20 protein-coding genes are annotated in these 17,159 nt (G+C 70.8%); 15 read left to right on the forward strand and 5 right to left on the reverse strand.

From position 1 onward, the window contains the following. Positions 1 to 11: 11 nt before the first annotated feature. Positions 12 to 449, reverse strand: a complete 438-nt coding sequence (locus ACIGFK_RS36160) for a hypothetical protein (RefSeq protein ID WP_329390718.1) — start codon at positions 447 to 449, stop codon at positions 12 to 14. Positions 450 to 759: 310 nt separating this feature from the next. On the opposite strand from ACIGFK_RS36160, the gene hemL reads away from it, so the two are divergent. The 8 genes from hemL (at position 760) to ACIGFK_RS36200 (ending at position 9,013) form a co-directional block, all read left to right on the forward strand. Next, positions 760 to 2,082, forward strand: a complete 1,323-nt coding sequence (gene hemL, locus ACIGFK_RS36165) for a glutamate-1-semialdehyde 2,1-aminomutase (protein WP_386470066.1) — start codon at positions 760 to 762, stop codon at positions 2,080 to 2,082. Continuing rightward, entirely contained in the window at positions 2,079 to 2,768 is a 690-nt protein-coding gene (locus ACIGFK_RS36170) for a histidine phosphatase family protein (RefSeq protein ID WP_376656884.1), read from the forward strand. The genes hemL and ACIGFK_RS36170 overlap by 4 nt, the downstream gene beginning before the upstream one ends. A gap of 148 nt (positions 2,769 to 2,916) precedes the next feature. Then, a complete protein-coding gene (locus ACIGFK_RS36175) occupies positions 2,917 to 4,137 on the forward strand; it encodes a hypothetical protein (RefSeq protein WP_386470144.1) in 1,221 nt (406 codons plus the stop codon). Positions 4,138 to 4,214: 77 nt separating this feature from the next. Beyond that, entirely contained in the window at positions 4,215 to 4,853 is a 639-nt protein-coding gene (locus ACIGFK_RS36180) for a TlpA family protein disulfide reductase (protein WP_376656885.1), read from the forward strand. Positions 4,854 to 4,863: 10 nt separating this feature from the next. Beyond that, on the forward strand, positions 4,864 to 5,601 hold the full coding sequence (locus tag ACIGFK_RS36185) for a cytochrome c biogenesis CcdA family protein (RefSeq protein ID WP_376656886.1): 738 nt from the start codon (positions 4,864 to 4,866) through the stop codon (positions 5,599 to 5,601). 13 nt (positions 5,602 to 5,614) lie between these two features. Beyond that, the gene (locus tag ACIGFK_RS36190) at positions 5,615 to 7,324 is read left to right on the forward strand and encodes a cytochrome c biogenesis protein ResB (RefSeq protein ID WP_376656887.1); all 1,710 of its coding nucleotides are present in this window, start codon (positions 5,615 to 5,617) and stop codon (positions 7,322 to 7,324) included. After that, positions 7,321 to 8,430, forward strand: coding sequence for a c-type cytochrome biogenesis protein CcsB (gene ccsB, locus ACIGFK_RS36195; RefSeq protein ID WP_386470070.1), 1,110 nt, complete (start codon positions 7,321 to 7,323; stop codon positions 8,428 to 8,430). Before ACIGFK_RS36190 ends, ccsB begins: the two co-directional genes overlap by 4 nt. 70 nt (positions 8,431 to 8,500) lie before the next feature. Next, entirely contained in the window at positions 8,501 to 9,013 is a 513-nt protein-coding gene (locus ACIGFK_RS36200) for an SRPBCC domain-containing protein (RefSeq protein ID WP_376656889.1), read from the forward strand. Between the two features lie 74 nt (positions 9,014 to 9,087). Here ACIGFK_RS36200 and ACIGFK_RS36205 read toward each other — a convergent pair whose 3' ends face one another. Beyond that, on the reverse strand, positions 9,088 to 9,555 hold the full coding sequence (locus ACIGFK_RS36205) for a MarR family winged helix-turn-helix transcriptional regulator (RefSeq protein WP_400055258.1): 468 nt from the start codon (positions 9,553 to 9,555) through the stop codon (positions 9,088 to 9,090). 91 nt (positions 9,556 to 9,646) lie between these two features. Between ACIGFK_RS36205 and ACIGFK_RS36210 the strand changes: the two genes are divergently transcribed. Next, complete coding sequence (locus ACIGFK_RS36210) at positions 9,647 to 10,012, forward strand: cupin domain-containing protein (protein WP_386470074.1); 366 nt, start codon at positions 9,647 to 9,649, stop codon at positions 10,010 to 10,012. A 121-nt stretch (positions 10,013 to 10,133) separates the two neighbouring features. Continuing rightward, entirely contained in the window at positions 10,134 to 10,574 is a 441-nt protein-coding gene (locus ACIGFK_RS36215) for a hypothetical protein (protein WP_400055260.1), read from the forward strand. Between the two features lie 7 nt (positions 10,575 to 10,581). Here ACIGFK_RS36215 and ACIGFK_RS36220 read toward each other — a convergent pair whose 3' ends face one another. Then, positions 10,582 to 10,875, reverse strand: a complete 294-nt coding sequence (locus ACIGFK_RS36220) for a PLD nuclease N-terminal domain-containing protein (protein WP_376656893.1) — start codon at positions 10,873 to 10,875, stop codon at positions 10,582 to 10,584. An 89-nt stretch (positions 10,876 to 10,964) separates the two neighbouring features. Here ACIGFK_RS36220 and ACIGFK_RS36225 point away from each other — a divergent pair, with 89 nt between their 5' ends. The 4 genes from ACIGFK_RS36225 to ACIGFK_RS36240 all read left to right on the forward strand — a co-directional run bounded on the left by ACIGFK_RS36225 (position 10,965) and on the right by ACIGFK_RS36240 (position 15,641). Beyond that, positions 10,965 to 12,422, forward strand: a complete 1,458-nt coding sequence (locus tag ACIGFK_RS36225) for a menaquinone biosynthesis decarboxylase (protein WP_386470078.1) — start codon at positions 10,965 to 10,967, stop codon at positions 12,420 to 12,422. After that, a complete protein-coding gene (locus ACIGFK_RS36230; protein ID WP_400055263.1) occupies positions 12,419 to 12,889 on the forward strand; it encodes a hypothetical protein in 471 nt (156 codons plus the stop codon). Before ACIGFK_RS36225 ends, ACIGFK_RS36230 begins: the two co-directional genes overlap by 4 nt. Before the next feature lie 31 nt (positions 12,890 to 12,920). Further along, positions 12,921 to 13,844: a menaquinone biosynthesis prenyltransferase MqnP gene (mqnP, locus tag ACIGFK_RS36235; protein WP_386470084.1), complete on the forward strand. Its 924-nt coding sequence runs from the start codon at positions 12,921 to 12,923 to the stop codon at positions 13,842 to 13,844. A 72-nt stretch (positions 13,845 to 13,916) separates the two neighbouring features. Next, positions 13,917 to 15,641 carry an FG-GAP repeat domain-containing protein gene (locus ACIGFK_RS36240; RefSeq protein ID WP_376656897.1) on the forward strand — a complete coding sequence of 575 codons (1,725 nt, stop codon included), beginning with the start codon at positions 13,917 to 13,919 and terminating at the stop codon, positions 15,639 to 15,641. Here ACIGFK_RS36240 and ACIGFK_RS36245 read toward each other — a convergent pair. Next, complete coding sequence (locus ACIGFK_RS36245; protein WP_400055266.1) at positions 15,638 to 16,267, reverse strand: rhomboid family intramembrane serine protease; 630 nt, start codon at positions 16,265 to 16,267, stop codon at positions 15,638 to 15,640. The genes ACIGFK_RS36240 and ACIGFK_RS36245 overlap by 4 nt on opposite strands. Before the next feature lie 86 nt (positions 16,268 to 16,353). On the opposite strand from ACIGFK_RS36245, the gene ACIGFK_RS36250 reads away from it, so the two are divergent. Then, positions 16,354 to 17,025 carry a UbiX family flavin prenyltransferase gene (locus ACIGFK_RS36250; RefSeq protein ID WP_376656899.1) on the forward strand — a complete coding sequence of 224 codons (672 nt, stop codon included), beginning with the start codon at positions 16,354 to 16,356 and terminating at the stop codon, positions 17,023 to 17,025. Here the strand turns inward: ACIGFK_RS36250 and ACIGFK_RS36255 are convergent. Beyond that, positions 17,022 to 17,156 (reverse strand): hypothetical protein, encoded by a 135-nt coding sequence (locus ACIGFK_RS36255; RefSeq protein WP_365170129.1) that lies wholly within the window; start codon positions 17,154 to 17,156, stop codon positions 17,022 to 17,024. The two genes, ACIGFK_RS36250 and ACIGFK_RS36255, sit on opposite strands and share 4 nt — an antisense overlap. Between the last annotated feature and the right edge of the window lie 3 nt (positions 17,157 to 17,159).

Genomic DNA, 17,159 nt, shown 5'->3' on the forward strand with positions numbered 1-17,159 from the left:
GAACGGCCGGATCAGGGCCAGACCAGGCAGTAGGCCTGGTGGCCGTTCTCGTGGAGGCGGTGGGAGAAGTCCTGCCACTCGTGGAGCAGCTGGTAGACGTTGAACGCGTCGCTCGGGCCGCCTCGGTCCGGGACCGTGGACCAGATGAAGGCCGCCGCGCCCACCGACTCCTCGCCGATGCCGCGCAGCGGGTCGACCACCGTCATCGGCAGTTTGACCACCGCGTAGTCGGGGTGCAGGACGACCAGCTCCAGCGGCGGGACCTTGTGCAGGGGTATGCCCTCGATGCCGGTCAGGACCATCGCGGCCACCGTCTCCGGCTTGATCTTGCTGAAGAGCCCGCCCATGCCGAGCTCGTCGCCGCCGAGTTCCTCCGGGCGCATCGTGACCGGGACCCGGGCGGCGGTCGCGCCGTCGGGGGCGCCGAAGTACTTGTAGGTCACTCCCATGCCCCGGCCGCCCTTGGGCAGGTCGTCGTCCGACGGCAGGGCCGGCCCGGGTACGGCGTCCGCGGCCTCCGCCGCACGGCGGCGGTGCTTGCCCCGGCGGCGTGCCTCGCGGGCTTCGCGGGCGCGCTGCGGGTCGAGGTCGCCCGTACCCTCGCCCGGTCCACCACCGCGTTGCATATCTCCACCCGACTGGTCTTGCTCGCCCCGGCCCCGCGGCCCCCGCCGCGCAGCCTGATCATCATGGCAGTGACCTCCCCCGCGGCGACGCGGTGAAACGCCCGCCCGCAAGTCTGTCGCGGCCTCTGAGACCATGGCTGTTGTGAGCTACCCGTACCCGTATGAAGCCCCAGTTTCGCAGACGCTCTTCGAGCGCGCCTCCCTCGTGACCCCCGGCGGCGTGAACTCTCCCGTCCGCGCCTTCCGCGCCGTGGGCGGTACGCCCCGGTTCATGGTGTCCGGGACCGGTCCGTACCTCACCGATGCCGACGGTCGCGAGTACGTCGACCTCGTGTGCTCGTGGGGACCGATGATCCTCGGCCATTCCCACCCCGAGGTGATCGAGGCCGTCCAGGCCGCCGTCGCCCGCGGTACCTCCTTCGGCACGCCCGGTGAGGGCGAGGTCGCGCTCGCCGAGGAGATCGTCGCCCGGATCGAGCCGGTCGAGCAGGTCCGGCTGGTTTCGTCCGGTACCGAGGCCACGATGTCGGCGATCCGCCTCGCGCGCGGCTTCACCGGCCGGGCCAAGGTCGTCAAGTTCGCGGGCTGCTACCACGGCCATGTGGACGCATTGCTGGCCGCCGCCGGTTCCGGCCTCGCGACCTTCGCGCTGCCGGACACTCCCGGTGTCACCGGCGCGCAGGCGGGCGACACGATCGTGCTGCCCTACAACGACCTCGAAGCGGTACGGGCGGCCTTCGCCGCGCACCCCGGTGAGATCGCCTGCGTGATCACCGAGGCCGCGCCGGGCAACATGGGCGTGGTGACCCCGCTCGACGGGTTCAACCAGGGGCTCGCCGACCTCTGCCGCGAGAACGGCGCCCTGTACATCTCCGACGAGGTCATGACCGGCTTCCGCACCTCCCGCGCCGGCTGGTACGGCGTGGACGGGGTCAAGCCCGACCTGATGACCTTCGGCAAGGTCATGGGCGGCGGCTTCCCGGCGGCCGCCTTCGGCGGCCGGGCGGACGTCATGGGCCACCTCGCGCCCGCCGGGCCCGTCTACCAGGCCGGCACGCTCTCCGGGAACCCGATCGCCACCGCCGCCGGCCTCGCACAGCTGCGGCTGCTGGACGACGCGGCGTACGACAAGGTCAACGCGGTCTCGAAGGAGATCCAGGGCCTGGTGACGGCGGCGCTGGCCAAGGAGGGCGTGGCGCACCGCCTGCAGACCGCGTCGAACATGTTCTCCGTGTTCTTCACCGAGGACGAGGTCCGCAACTACGACGACGCCAAGAAGCAGGAAGGCTTCCGCTTCAACGGCTTCTTCCACTCGATGCTGGCGCAGGGCGTCTACCTGCCGCCGTCCGCGTTCGAGTCCTGGTTCGTGTCCACCGCCCACGACGAGCAGGCGATCGAGCGGATCGCGGCGGCCCTGCCCGCCGCCGCCCGGGCCGCCGCGGAGGCCACCGCATGAGCACAGCCCCCACGAACGGCATCACCGTCGTGCACCTGGTGCGCCACGGCGAGGTGCACAACCCGGACGGGGTCCTGTACGGGCGTCGCGCGGGCTACCACCTCTCCGATCTGGGCCGTCAGATGGCGGACCGGGTCGCGGAGCACCTGAAGGGACGGGACATCACCTATGTGGTGTCCTCCCCGCTGGAGCGTGCGCAGGAGACGGCGGAGCCGATCGCCAAGGTGCACGGTCTGGACCTGGCGACGGACGCGCGGCTGCTGGAGGCGGAGAACGTCTTCGAGGGCAAGACCTTCGGCGTCGGCGACGGCGCGCTGCGCAAGCCGGGCAACTGGAAGCACCTGACGAACCCGTTCAAGCCCTCCTGGGGCGAGCCGTACGTCGACCAGGTGGTCCGGATGATGAGCGCGCTGGAGGCGGCGCGCGACGCGGCCCGCGGGCACGAGGCGGTGGCGGTCAGCCACCAGCTGCCGATCTGGATCGTGCGCAGCTGGGCGGAGAAGCGCCGGCTGTGGCACGACCCGCGCCGTCGGCAGTGCACGCTCGCCTCGCTGACGTCGTTCACCTTCCAGGGCGACAAGCTGGTTTCGGTGGGCTACAGCGAGCCGGCCCGGGACCTGGTCCCGGCGCACCTGCTGGCCGGGGCGAAGCCGGTGAAGGGTGCGTCGAAGGCGTTCGGCGCCTGATCGACGGTCTGTTACGAACCGTTACAGCTTTACCTAAATAAATATAAGTTGCGCCGGGAATCACCGTTCCAGTGCCGCAAGTTCTGACGAATTGTCCGTTTATATGGGCAATGGCATGAGCTGTGCGGGTGACGACGGGGACGGTGAGATGCGCAACTTCACGCGAAGGGGAGTGCTGGGACTCGGACTCGGGGCCGCCGCGATGGGCATCGCGGGCTGCGGTTCACCCGACAGGGCCGAGCCCGGCAACCCCGGGCCGATCAAGAACCCCAAGCCCGAGAAGCCCGCCGCCAAGCTGATCGGCGACGGCTCCACCTCCGACACCGGCCCGCAGCCCAACCAGCCGGCCGGGCCGGTGCCCCTGCAGCCGGGCGAGACGCCGCCGCAGTTCGTCGTCTTCAGCTGGGACGGCGCGGGAGAGGTCGGCAACGGACTCTTCCCGCGCTTCCTCAAGCTCGCCAAGGACCACGGCGCGGGCATGACCTTCTTCCTCTCCGGCCTCTACCTGCTGCCCGAGGCGAAGAAGAGCCTCTACCAGCCGCCGAACAACCCCGTCGGGGCCTCGGACATCGGCTACCTCAAGGACGAGAACGTCCGCGCCACCCTCACGTACGTCCGCGAGGCCTGGCTCGACGGGCACGAGATAGGGACCCACTTCAACGGCCACTTCTGCGGCGGCTCCGGTTCCGTCGGCAAGTGGAGCCCCGCCGACTGGCAGAGCGAGATCGACCAGGCCGTGTCCTTCGTCACCAACTGGCGGACGAACACCGGCTTCACCGACCTGCCGCCGCTGCCCTTCGACTACCGCAAGGAGCTGATCGGGGCCCGCACCCCCTGCCTCCTGGGCCAGGGCAGCCTGCTCGAAACCGCCGGGAAGCTCGGCTGGCGCTACGACTCCAGCTCGCCCGGCGGCCTCCAGCAGTGGCCGGTCAAGCGGGCCGGGGTCTGGGACCTGCCGCTGCAGTCGCTGCCCTTCCCCGGGCACTCCTTCGAGGTCCTCTCGATGGACTACAACATCCTCGCCAACCAGTCGAAGAACACCACGAAGGGCGTCCCGGCCAACTACCCGGCCTGGCGCACCCAGGCCACCGCCACCTACCTCGGGGGCTTCCGGCGGGCCTACGAGACCAACCGCGCCCCGCTCTTCATCGGCAACCACTTCGAGGAGTGGAACGGCGGCATCTACATGGACGCCGTCGAGGAAGCACTCAAGGGCATGGCGGACAAAAGGGATGTAAGGCTCGTATCGTTCCGTCAGTTCACCGACTGGCTCGACGTCCAGGACCCCAAGGTGCTGGCCAAGCTCCGGGGCCTGCGCCCCGGCCAGTCGCCCGCCGGCGGCTGGAGCGCCTACATGACCGCGGCCTGACGGCCGCCTGACCAGCACGTTGGCATCCCGCCGGGGGGTGCGGCAGAGTCGGAAATTGCTCATGCGAAACTTTTCACATGAGCCTTAGCCGCGCGCGTGTCCGTCGAAGTAGCCGCCGCTCGACCAGCGGCCGCGCCCTCCTGCTCACAGCGGTGTCCCTCGCGAGCGCCCTCACCCTCACGGCGTGCACCGACGCGGACGGCAAGCCGAACGGCAGCTCCGGCGGCGGCTACGTCACGGGCTCCGGCGGGATCTCCCGCGTCGCCCAGGGCGAGCGGACCGAGGCCCCCAAGCTCGACGGCGAGACCGTCGACGGCTCGGCCCTCGACGTGTCCACCCTCAAGGGCAAGGTCGTCGTCCTCAACGTATGGGGATCCTGGTGCGCGCCCTGCCGCGCCGAGGCCCCGCACTTCGCGAAGGTCTCCAAGGAGCTCGCCGACGCCGGCAAGGACGTCGCCTTCGTCGGCATCAACACCCGCGACAGCAGCAAGCAGACCGCGGCCGCCTTCGAGACGGACTTCGGGATCACCTACCCGAGCATCTACGACCCCGTCGGCAAGCTGATGCTCCGCTTCCCCAAGGGCACCCTCAACCCGAGCGCCATCCCCGCCACCGTCGTCCTCGACCGGGAGGGCAAGATCGCCGCCCGCGCCCAGATCGCGATGGACGACGTGGCGCTGCGCTCGATGATCGACCCGCTCCTCGCGGAGAAGTGAGCGGACCGGCGTGAACACGACGGTCCTCAGCGGAGCCCTGCTGCTCGCCCTGCCCATCTCGGTCCTGGCCGGGCTGGTCTCCTTCTTCTCCCCCTGCGTGCTCCCGCTCGTCCCCGGTTACCTCTCCTACGTGACGGGCGTGAGCGGCGCCGACCTCGCCGAGGCCCGGCGCGGGCGCATGCTGGCGGGCGCGAGCCTGTTCATCGCGGGCTTCACGGCGGTCTTCGTCTCCACCGGAGCCCTCTTCGGCTACTTCGGATCCACCCTCCAGGAGAACAAGGAGCTCATCTCCCGGGTGCTCGGCGCCCTGGTGATCCTCCTCGGCCTCTTCTTCATGGGGGCCATCCCGGGGCTCACGATGCGGGAGTTCCGCTTCCACAAGAAGCCGACGGCCGGGCTCCTCGGCGCGCCCGTGCTGGGCGTCCTCTTCGGCGTCGGCTGGACCCCCTGCATGGGTCCGACCCTCGCCGCGGTCAACACCCTCTCCCTCGACCAGGCGAGCGCGGGGCGCGGGGCACTGCTGACCGTCGCCTACTGTCTCGGCCTGGGCCTGCCCTTCATCCTCGCCGCGATCGCCTTCCGCAAGGCACTCGGGGCATTCGGCTGGGTCAAGAAGCACTATGCGTGGGTGATGCGCATAGGCGGCGGCATGCTGGTCCTCACCGGGCTGCTGCTCGTCACAGGTTTGTGGGACAGCATCATCAGCGACATGCAGAGCTGGACCCAAGGCTTCACGGTGGGGATCTGAGGACTAAACGGACATGAGTACGACAGACAACGCGTCCCCCGAGGCGTCGCACGACCCGGCGGCGGCCACCGCGGCCGCCGACGCCGTGGAGGCCGCGGCCGGCTCCCAGCTCTCCACCGCCCCCGAGGAGGACAGCGGTCCCGTCGGCATCGGCGTGACCGGCTGGGCCCGCTGGACCTGGCGGCAGCTCACCTCCATGCGGGTGGCGCTGATCCTGCTCTTCCTGCTGTCCCTCGGCGCCATCCCCGGCTCCCTGATCCCGCAGAACTCCGTCGACCTGATGAAGGTCGCCGAGTGGAAGCGCGCCCACGCCTCCTGGGTGACGGTCGCCGAGAAGCTCCAGCTCTTCGACGTCTACACGTCGTTCTGGTTCTCCGCGATCTACCTCCTGCTCTTCGTCTCCCTCATCGGCTGCATCCTGCCGCGCACCTGGCAGTTCGTCGGCCAGCTCAAGGGCCGCCCGCCGGCCGCCCCCCGGCGGCTCCACCGGCTCCCCGTGCACACCACCTGGCGCACCGAGAAGTCCCCCGAGGAGGTCCTCCTCCACGCGAAGACCCTGCTCGACGGGCGACGCTTCCGCACCGAGGCGGGCGAGGGACACGTCGCGGCGGAGAAGGGCTACCTCCGCGAGGCCGGGAACCTGATCTTCCACGTCGCGCTCATCGTGATGCTGGTGGCCTTCGCCTGGGGCAAGCTCTTCATGTCCGAGGGCGGCAAGCTCGTCCTGCGCGGCGGCGGCTTCGCGAACACGCTCACCCAGTACGACGACTTCAAGTCGGGCAGCATGTTCGACCCCGACGACCTGCCGCCCTTCAGCTTCACCCTCGACGAGTTCGACGCCACCTTCGAGGCGAGCGGCCCGCAGAAGGGCACCCCGCGCGACTTCAAGGCGTACGTCACCTACAGCGAGGGCGCCGACGGCAAGCCGAAGAAGGCCGAGATCGAGGTCAACAAGCCCCTCGAGGTCGACGGCTCCAAGGTCTACCTGCTGGGCCACGGCTACGCGCCGGTCGTCTCGGTGACCGATCCCACAGGCAAGGTCGTCTTCAAGGACGCCGTGCCGATGCTGCCCCAGGACAAGAACCTCACCTCGCGCGGGGCCATCAAGGTCACCGACGGCTACAAGAACAAGAACGGCGAGAAGGAGCAGCTCGGCTTCTCCGCCCAGTTCGTGCCGACCTTCGCGGGCAAGGGCCAGGGCACGATGCTCTCCCAGTTCCCGGACGCGAACTTCCCGGTGATGGCGATCAACGCCTTCCACGGCAGTCTCGGCGTGGACTCGGGCCTGCCGCAGAACGTGTACCAGCTGGACACGACCAAGATGCAGCAGTTCAAGAAGGAGAACGGCGACCCGCTCGCCAAGATGCTGCTGCCCGGCGAGTCGATGGAGCTGCCCGACGGCGCGGGCTCCGTGAAGTTCGAGGGCATCGAGCGCTGGGCCACCTTCTCCGTCACCCACCAGCCCGGCAGCGGCCTCGCCCTCGCGGGCGCGATCGCCGCCATCGCGGGCCTGGCCGGATCGCTGTTCATCCAGCGCCGCCGGATCTGGGTCCGCGCGGTGACCGGCAAGGACGGCGTCACCGTCGTCGAAATGGCGGGCCTCGGCCGCAGCGAGTCCGCCAGGCTCCCGCAGGAGCTGTCGGACCTCGCGGCCACGCTCCACCAGCAGGCGCCCAGCACGCCCGATCCTGTCGAAGAAACCGTTGAAGGAGAGCGCGGATGACGCCGCTCGCAGCCGCAACCAACGAGAACCTGGCCCAGATCAGCAACTACCTGGTCTATTCGTCGATGGCGGTCTACATGCTCGCCTTCTTCGCGCACATCGCCGAGTGGACCTTCGGCAGCCGCAGCAAGGTCGGCCGCACCGCCGCCGCGCTCACCGGCGCCAAGGAGGCCCCCGCCGTGCAGGTGCGCCAAAAGGGGGCGCGAAGCTCCAGTGGAGCCGGTGAAACCGGGGGGGCCACGGCCGTCCTGGACCGGCCCAAGGTCACCACCCGCTCCGCCGCCGGCACCCGCGACGTGCCGGACGGCCCGGGCGCCGCGGGCGGCACCGAGCAGGGCGACCTGTACGGGCGGATCGCGGTCTCGCTGACCGCGCTGGCGTTCCTCATCGAGGCGGCCGGTGTCGTCACCCGCGCGCTGTCGGTGCAGCGGGCCCCCTGGGGCAACATGTACGAGTTCTCGATCACCTTCTCCACGGTGGCCGTCGGCGCGTACCTGGTGCTGCTCGCCCTGAAGAAGAACGTCCGCTGGCTCGGCCTGATCCTGGTCACCACGGTCCTGCTGGACCTCGGCATCGCCGTCACCTGGCTCTACACCGACAGTGACCAGCTCGTGCCGGCCCTGCACTCGTACTGGCTGTGGATCCACGTCTCCACCGCGATCTTCTGCGGCGCCGTCTTCTACATCGGTGCCGCGGGCGCGGTCCTCTACCTCTTCCGCGACTCCTACGAGAGCCAGCTCGAGGCGGGCCGCACCCCGGGGAAGTTCCGCAGCTCGATCCTGGAGCGGCTGCCCTCGGCGGCCTCCCTCGACAAGTTCTCGTACCGGATCAACGCGGCCGTCTTCCCGCTGTGGACCTTCACGATCATCGCGGGCGCGATCTGGGCGGGCGACGCCTGGGGCCGCTACTGGGGCTGGGACCCCAAGGAGGTCTGGTCCTTCGTGACGTGGGTGGCGTACGCCTGCTACCTGCACGCCCGTGCCACCGCCGGCTGGAAGGGCCGCAAGGCCGCGTACCTGGCGCTCTTCGCCTTCGCCTGCTGGATCTGGAACTACTACGGCGTGAACATCCTGCTCAGCGGCAAGCACTCGTACGCGGGCGTCTGACCGACCCCCGCCCGACCGACCCCCGCCCGACCACCGGGCGTCCGGCGGCGGGGAGTGGGACGCTGGTGGTATGTCTCTCGTGAGCCATGCCACCAGCGAGCGCCGCGGCGAGAACCGCTGGCTGCTCCGCTTCGAGCTGCACCTGCCGTACTCCTACGAGGTGCTCTGGCCCGCCCTGACCAGGGCGAGCGGGCTGCGCACCTGGCTGGCCGCGGCCGACGTACTGGAACGCCGGCTCGGCGGGGCCGTCATGCTGCGCTGGCTGAACACCGGGACCGTGGTGACCGGCCGCGTCACCGCCTGGGACGTCGAGCGGGTCGTGGAGTACACGGTCACCGAGCACGGGCGGATCCGCTTCCACCTGGAGGCGGTCGGCACGGACTCCACGGTGATCCGCTTCGTGAACGAGCGGGGCGGCCCGGAGGCCGAGCGCCTGGACTGCCTGGCCGGCTGGCACGAACACTTCGAACTGCTGAACTCCGCCCTGTCCGGCCACCCGGCGGACTGGTCCACCTGGTCCGACACCCGCTGGTCGGAACTCCGCGAGGCCTACGCCTCCTTCTCCCGGGCCCCGGCGGCCTGACCGAGGCCCCGCCCGCGCCCGCTGTCCCGCGGGGTCACCGCTGCTCGTACCGCCCGCCGCCCCGCGAGGCAACGTCACCACACCGGCCGCAGTGGCGGCAGTGGGCCCTCCCCGTTGAGGGTCCGTACCAGGCGGCCGAGCTCCCCGCGCAAGGTGCCGAGGTCGACGGCGCTGCCCAGCTCGGCCTCCAGCTCGTGCAGGATCCGCCCCGCCACGGCCAGGTGCTCGTCGGCCGCGGCGGTCAGCACCACCAGCTTGCGCCGGCCCCCTTCGGGGTGCGGCTCGCGGCGGACGTAGCCGCGCTTCTCCAGGTCGTCGACGATCTGCCCCGCCGCCTGCTTGGTCACCCCGAGCCGCTCGGCGAGCTCGCTCGCGGTGGCGCCCGGCCCCTTGAGGACCTGGAACGTCATGCCGTGCGCGGGGCGCAGGTCCGCGTACCCGGCCTCGCCGAGCCGCCTGGTGAACTCGCCCAGCAGCAGCTGGAAGCCGAGGCCCAGCAGGAATCCCAGCTCGATGCCGTCGTCGTCGTGTCGATTGGTCACGGAAACATGGTGACACGCTCAAGACAAGCTGCTTTACTCATCTCAGCGAGTAAAGTTACTTGACTCAATGGAACGAGGACTCCCCTTGCGCGTGATCACCACGTCCCCCGAGCACGTCACCGCCACCCCGAACGCCACCATGACCGGCCTCGCCGCCCCCAGCCGGGGCAGCGCCGAGCTCAGCACCTGGCACGTCGACATGCCCGCCGGAATCACCGGCCCCGAGCACTCCGTCAGCCGCGAGCAGGTCTGGACGGTCGTCGCCGGTTCCCTCGAGGCCACCTGCGACGGCCGCACCGAGAAGGTGGCTGCCGGGCAGACCCTGGTCCTGCCGCCCGACGTGGTGCGCCAGATCCACGCCGCCGAGCCCTTCCGGGCGTACGTGGCCATGCGCGCCGACGGCGTCGCCTCCGTCCCGGGCACCGAGGGCACCCGCGTCCTGCCCTGGGCCCAGTAGGCGCCCGGGGCCGTCGTCAAGTCGCGGGCATCAGGGGCATGACCGGGGTGCGCCCGCCGGGGCGCAATGGAGGCACGGCCCCGCCCGCTGGGGCCGGCCGACCCCAGCAAGGAGCGCCACCATGTCCCGCACCCGCACCCGCACCCGCACCCGCACCGACCGCCGCACCCGCAGCCACCGCCGCACCCGCACCGGGTGGATCACCCTCGCCGCCGTGTCGGCCCTGGTCGTGGGAGGGGGCTCGCTCTCGTCCGCCTTCGCCGACACGCCCGGCCCGGCCCCCGCCCCGCGACCGAGCCCGAGCGCCCCACCGGGGCAGTACGCCCCGCCCGGGCGGTACGCCCCGCTCACCGACATCGGGGACCTCCCCGTCAACAAACCGCGGCCGCGCCCCAGCACTCTCCGAGTGGGTCCGCCGTACGCGGACATCGACGACCTCGGGCATTCGTACGACCTGGGGGACGTCTTCGGCCGCGGAGGCCACGGCGGCAAGGGAAGTGAAACGGCCGTCAAGGACTTCCCGCAGAGCCCCTGGTACCTCTCCGACCTTTCCGCCCGCTGAGCCCCTGTCAGTCCTGGTCCTTGTCCTTCTTCTCCTGCTCCTCGCGCAGCGACCGCAGGAACTCCGGATTGTCGTCCGGCGCCACCCACTGGGTGCGCGCCGCGCGCCCACCGCCCACGGCGGACCGCTTCTTGCCCGCGAACAGCCACACCACCGGGCCGACGATCGAGAAGAGCAGGATGATGATCACCCAGACCACCTTGGGGAGGTGCTTGACCTCCTCCTCCGGGGTGTTCAGGCAGTCGATGAAGGCGTAGATGGTCAGCGCGATGATCAGCAGGAAGGGCAGATAGCGCAGCACGGTGTGGGACCGACTCCCGGGCAGTGGCGGCGGGCCCGCGCGGGGCCCGGTGACAACCCCAGAGTAGTTGTTGACGGATACTTGCCCCTATGGCTTACGACGATCTCCGCTCGCTGCTCCGGGCTCTGGAGCGAGAAGGCGACCTCAAGCGCATCAAGGCCGAAGTCGACCCGTACCTGGAGGTCGGGGAGATCGTCGACAGGGTGAACAAGGCGGGGGGTCCCGCGCTCCTCTTCGAGAACGTCAAGGGCTCGGCGATGCCGCTGGCCATGAACGTCTTCGGCACCGACCGCCGCCTGCTCAAGGCCCTCGGCCTGAAGTCCTACGGCGAGATCAGCGAGAAGATCGGGGGCCTGCTCAAGCCCGAGCTGCCGCAGGGCTTCATCGGGGTCCGCGAGGCCTTCGGCAAGCTCGGCTCGATGGTCCACGTCCCCCCGAAGAAGGTGAAGGGCGACTCCGCACCCGTGCAGGAGGTCGTCCTCACCGGCGACGACGTGGACCTCGACAAGCTGCCGGCCCTCTTCACCTGGCCGAAGGACGGCGGCTCCTTCTTCAACCTCGGCCTCACCCACACCAAGCACCCCGAGACGGGCGTGCGCAACCTCGGCCTGTACCGCCTCCAGCGCCACGACAAGCGCACCATCGGCATGCACTGGCAGATCCACAAGGACAGCCGCAACCACTACGCGGTCGCCGCCAAGCGCGGCGAACGGCTGCCGGTCGCGATCGCCTTCGGCTGCCCGCCGGCCGTGACGTACGCGTCCACCGCGCCGCTGCCGGGCGACATCGACGAGTACCTCTTCGCCGGGTTCGTCGCGGGCAAGCGGATCGAGATGGTCGACTGCAAGACGGTCCCACTCCAGGTCCCGGCCAACGCCGAAGTCGTCATCGAGGGCTGGCTGGAGCCGGGGGAGATGCTCCCGGAGGGCCCCTTCGGCGACCACACCGGCTTCTACACCCCGCAGGAGCCGTTCCCGGCGCTGAAGATCGACTGCGTGACGATGCGGAAGCGTCCGCTGCTGCAGTCGATCGTCGTCGGCCGCCCGCCGACGGAGGACGGCCCGCTGGGCCGCGCCACGGAGCGGTTCTTCCTCCCACTCCTCAAGATCATCGTGCCGGACATCGTGGACTACCACCTGCCCGAGTCGGGCGGCTTCCACAACTGTGCGATCGTCTCGATCGACAAGAAGTACCCGAAGCACGCGCAGAAGGTCATGCACGCCATCTGGGGCGCGCACATGATGTCGCTGACCAAGCTGATCATCGTGGTGGACTCCGACTGCGACGTCCACGACCTGCACGAGGTGTCCTGGCGGGCGCTCGGCAACACGGACTACTCCCGCGACCTGACGGTGGTGGAGGGGCCGGTCGACCACCTCGACCACGCCTCGTACCAGCAGTTCTGGGGCGGCAAGGCGGGCATCGACGCCACGAAGAAGCTCCCCGAGGAGGGCTACACCCGCGACGGCGGCTGGCCCGACATGGTCGAGTCCGACCCGGCCACGGCCGCGCTGGTGGACCGCCGCTGGAAGGAGTACGGCCTGTGATCCGCAAGGTGGAAGGCCCGGCCCTGATGATCGGCAGCCTCACGGCGTTCGTGATCCTCGACCGCCCGAAGCTCGACCCCGCCGACCCGGGTGTCCGCGAGGCCGCCGAGCGTGCGGGCGTCTCGCCCGAGGAGTTCGCGGGCCCCGGCGACGTCTGGAACCTGTTCTGGGAGGACGAGCACGGCGAGGGCGACGGCTTCGAGCTGCCGGGCCTGCGCGACGCCGAGGCCGAGCACTTCGCCGAGCAGCTCCGCCTCGCGCTGGGCAGCGGCGAGCCGTTCACGATCGAGGCCGGCTCCGTGCTCAGCCTCGCGGCCCGCCCGGCCGGCGCCGACGGCCACGCCTTCACGGCCCACGTCACCCCGCCCGAGGGAGAGGACATGGATCCCGTGACCCTGGACCTGGGTGCTCTGCCCACCGCCGACCTGCTGGCCGACATCCAGGACTTCCAGCGGAGCCTGGCGTGACGGTCCTCGAAACCCTCCGTAGGAGCCTCGCATGATGACCACCGCCGACGGAGTGGTCGGACCCGGCCCCGCACCCGAGGCCACCAACAAGGTCAAGGCGTTCCTGCGGCTCGTGATGATCGAGCACTCGGTCTTCGCGCTGCCCTTCGCCTACATCGCCGCGCTCACCGCCATGTTCCAGCTCGACCGGAACGTGCACTGGGGCACGCTGCTGCTCGTCACCGTCTGCATGGTGGGGCTGCGGACCTTCGCGATGGCCGCGAACCGGATCATCGACCGCGAGATCGACGCCCGCAATCCCCGCACCGCCGGGCGCGAACTGGTCACCGGGGCGGTGTCGGTGCGGTCCGCGTGGACCGGGGCCGGGATCGCGCTCGCCGTGTTCCTCGGCTCCGCGGCGCTGCTGAACCCGCTCTGCCTGGCGCTGGCGCCCGTGGCCGTCGTACCGATGGTCGTCTACCCGTACGGCAAGCGGTTCACGAACTTCCCGCACGCCATCCTGGGCCTCGCCCAGGCGATAGGGCCCGTCGGGGCCTGGCTGGCCGTCACCGGCGAGTGGTCCTGGGACGCGGTCGTCCTCGGCCTCGCGGTCGGCGTGTGGATCGGCGGCTTCGACCTGATCTTCGGCAGCCAGGACGTGGCGGCCGACCGCGCCGAGGGCGTCAAGTCGGTCCCGGCCCGCTTCGGCGTCGCCGCCGCGCTCTGGGGCGCCCGGGGCGCGCACGTCGTCACCACGGCCCTGCTGGTCTGGTACGCCCTGGCCACGGACGCGGGGATGTTCTTCTGGGCGGGCCTGCTGATCGTGGTCTGCGCCTTCTTCTACGAGCACAGCATCGTGACGCCGCACGACCTTTCCCGCCTGAACCGGGCGTTCTTCACGGTCAACGGCTTCATCGGGATCGCCCTGTTCGTGTGCGCCCTGCTGGACCTGCTGGTCCGGGGGCTGACCTTCTAGAGCACCTGCCTGAGCCCAGTGGCGGTGGCGCGTGTTAGCGTCCGCCGGTTGATCCACTGCTTGGGGGGAAATTTGAGAAGGCTTCTGGGGGCCGGCATCGCGGCGGCTCTGGTCGTCACGGGCGGGATCGCGGGTACGGGGACGGCCATGGCCGCCGGGGACCCGACGTTCTACCTCGGCCCCGTCCAGGACAAGGTCCTGATGCCGGGTGAAGGCTGGACCTGGCTCTCGCCGCAGACCAGCGGCGGGCAGCAGGGAGGGCAGCCGGACGGCACGTTCGTCTACGTGCTGAGCACCAAGCCGCTCACCGACGCGGCCTGGTCCGGAGGCGGGGTGCCGGCGGGGCTGAACGTGGTGTCGCCTGACGGCTGCGCGCCGAAGGCCGGCGTGAACGGCGTGTACCTGTGCGACGTGAAGGACTGGGACAGGCCGGGTCCCGACGTGTCGGCGTCGGCCACCGCCGCGGACGGCGCGACCGCCTACTACGCCCTGGTCTACGTGCCGCGCGGGGAGAGCATCGACGCGGGCATCAAGGAAGCGCAGACCGCTGGCTCCAAGCCCATCGGTCCGCGCCGGTCGCACGCGACGGTCACGGCGAAGACCAAGGAACACGTCGCGCAGAACACCATGCAGCTGTCGACGCCGACGCTGCCCGCGGGCGGATCGGTGCAGCACACGGTGAAGCTGCACGCCGTCGACAAGGGGCGGCTGCAGATGAGCCTGTCCCCGGCGCCGGGCTTCCGGCGGTGGGACTCGGACGAGCTGAAGGTCTCCGCCGACGGTGTCGACGCGGCCGGGGCCGCGGGCGCCACGTGCGACCACTCGCTGGGCGAGCCGGGCATGGGCAACGAGATCCGCTGCGCGATCACGAAGCCCGGCGACTACACGGTCACCTACAAGCTGAAGGCCGAGGCGACCACGCCGGCGTGGCGGCTGCGGAACACGGCCGTCTACGAGGTGTACGACTTCGGCACCGGGAACCCGGAGACGGCGTCGGACTTCGCGATCAGCAGCCCGATCCCGGTGACCGAGCGCTTCCGGGTCGTGGGCCGCACGGCGGGCGGCGACCTGTACGACTACCGGGGCACGGGCAACGGCTCGAAGCCCTTCGGCGACTGGGCCGAGCTGGTCGGCGGCGCCCCGGACTGGAACCAGTACTCGGCACTGACCCGGCTCGGCCCGGTGACCGTCCAGAGCACCGGGCCGGGCGCGGTGGCGCGGGACAAGGGCGGGGTGCTGTGGTACCTGCCGATGTCCGGTGACGGCGGCATCTTCAAGGACCGGCTGAAGGTCGGCGGCGGCTGGAACATCTACGACTCGCTGACCGGCGCCTCCGATCTGACGGGGGACAAGAAGGCGGACCTGCTGGCGCGGGACAAGGCCGGCGTCCTGTGGCTGTATCCGGGCACGGGCGTGGCGACCAGGCCGTTCGGCACCCGGGTGCAGGTCGGCGCCGGCTGGGGCGGCTACAACGCGCTGGCGGGCGGCACCGATCTGACCGGTGACGGCAAGGCCGACCTGGTGGCGCGGGACGCGGCGGGCACGCTGTTCCTGTTCCCGGGCACGGGCGTGGCGTCGAAGCCGTTCGCCGACCGGGTCCAGGTCGGCGGGGGTTGGCAGATCTACAACTCCGTCCTGACGCCGGGCGATCTGAACTCGGACGGCAAGGCGGACCTGGTGGCGCGGGACGCCTCGGGTGCGCTCTGGTACTACCGGGGCACGGGTGTCGCGGCGAAGCCGTTCGCGGCGCGCGTGAAGGTCGCCACCGGCTGGCAGCAGTACAACCTGCTGTTCTAGGCCTCGAGGCCCGCCCGTGCCCGGTCGGCGCGGGCGGGCCTGCGGAAGTACAGGGCCGTCACGACGCCCGCCGCGAGGCCGCAGAGGTGGCCCTGCCAGCTGACCTCGGTGTTCGTGGGCAGGATGCCGAGGAAGAAGGAGCCGCCCCAGATCGCGGCGATCACCACGCCCACCACGATGCCGAGCGCCCGCCGCTCGACGAAGCCGCGGACCACGAGGTAGCCGAAGAGGCCGAAGATCAGGCCGGAGGCGCCCGCGGTCATCGTGTTCGGGGGCGAGATCAGCCAGATGCCGATCCCGTCGGCCAGGATGATCAGCGCGCTGACGGCGAGGAAGCGGCGTATCCCGCTGAGGGCCGCGACGAAGCCGAAGATCAGCAGCGGGACGCTGTTGGCCGCCACGTGCCCGAAGCCGAAGTGCAGGAACGGGGCGGTGAGGATGCCCTCGAGTCCGTCGGGGTCGCGCGGGGTGATCCCGTACCGGTCCAGTGCGTGCCCCGTGGCGTAGTCGACCGCCTCCACGACCCACAGCAGTGCCACCCAGCCGAGCATCAGCTTGGCCGCTGCCTTCGCGCGGTCGCCCTGAGTCCAGGTGCCCCCGGTCGTCGTCCCCGTGCCCGTGCTCATCTTCGCCCCCCGTGCCGTCCCACCCTCTGGAACGTGCGGCCACCTTAGCGAGTGCCCGCCCACGGTGGCCGGATAGTCTCGGAGGTATGACTGAGCGCAAGCGCACCCCGTGGGTGGTCGGGGTTTCCGGCGCCTCCGGGACGCCGTACGCGGCGGCGGTGCTCCGCGGGCTGCTCGCGGCCGGAGAGAGCGTCGACCTGGTGGTGAGCCGGGCTTCGCGGCTCACCCTGCTGGACGAGACCGGGATCGCCTTCCGGGACGCGCACTGGCGGGAGGACCTGGGGGAGTGGCTGGAGCGGGGGGCCGACGGGAAGCCCGCGACCTTCGCGCGGCCGGAACTGGACGACGTCCGCTACTGGGGCGCCGGGGACCTGGCGGCCGGGCCGAGCTCGGGCTCGTACCCCGTGAAGGGGATGCTGATCGTGCCGGCGTCCACGGCCTGCGTGGCGGGGGTGGCGCTCGGGCTGTCGAAGGACCTGCTCCAGCGCGTCGCGAGCGTGACGCTCAAGGAGCGGCGCCGGCTGGTGGTCGCGGTGCGGGAGACCCCGCTGAACGGGCAGACGCTGAAACATCTGGTGGCGCTGGACGAGGCGGGCGCGATCGTGCTGCCCGCCTCTCCGGCGTTCTACGCGGGTGCGACGCACATCCAGGACCTGGTGGATTTCGTCGCGGGGCGGGTGCTCGATGCGGCAGGGGTGCCGCACCGGCTGTACCGCCGCTGGGAGGGGGAGCTCGGTGGAGCCCGCCCTGCTGACTAGCGCTTCTTGGCGGTGCGCGGCTTGCGGGTCTTGTCGACCCGGTGCGCGGCGGACGGCTGGTCGGTGCGGGATCGGTTGGCCAGCTCCTGGAGCTGTCGCATGTGTGCGTAGGCCATCTCGATCGTGTACACGGT

Origin of the sequence: Streptomyces sp. NPDC085524 (assembly GCF_044541755.1) — a bacterium.
Taxonomy (GTDB): domain Bacteria; phylum Actinomycetota; class Actinomycetes; order Streptomycetales; family Streptomycetaceae; genus Streptomyces.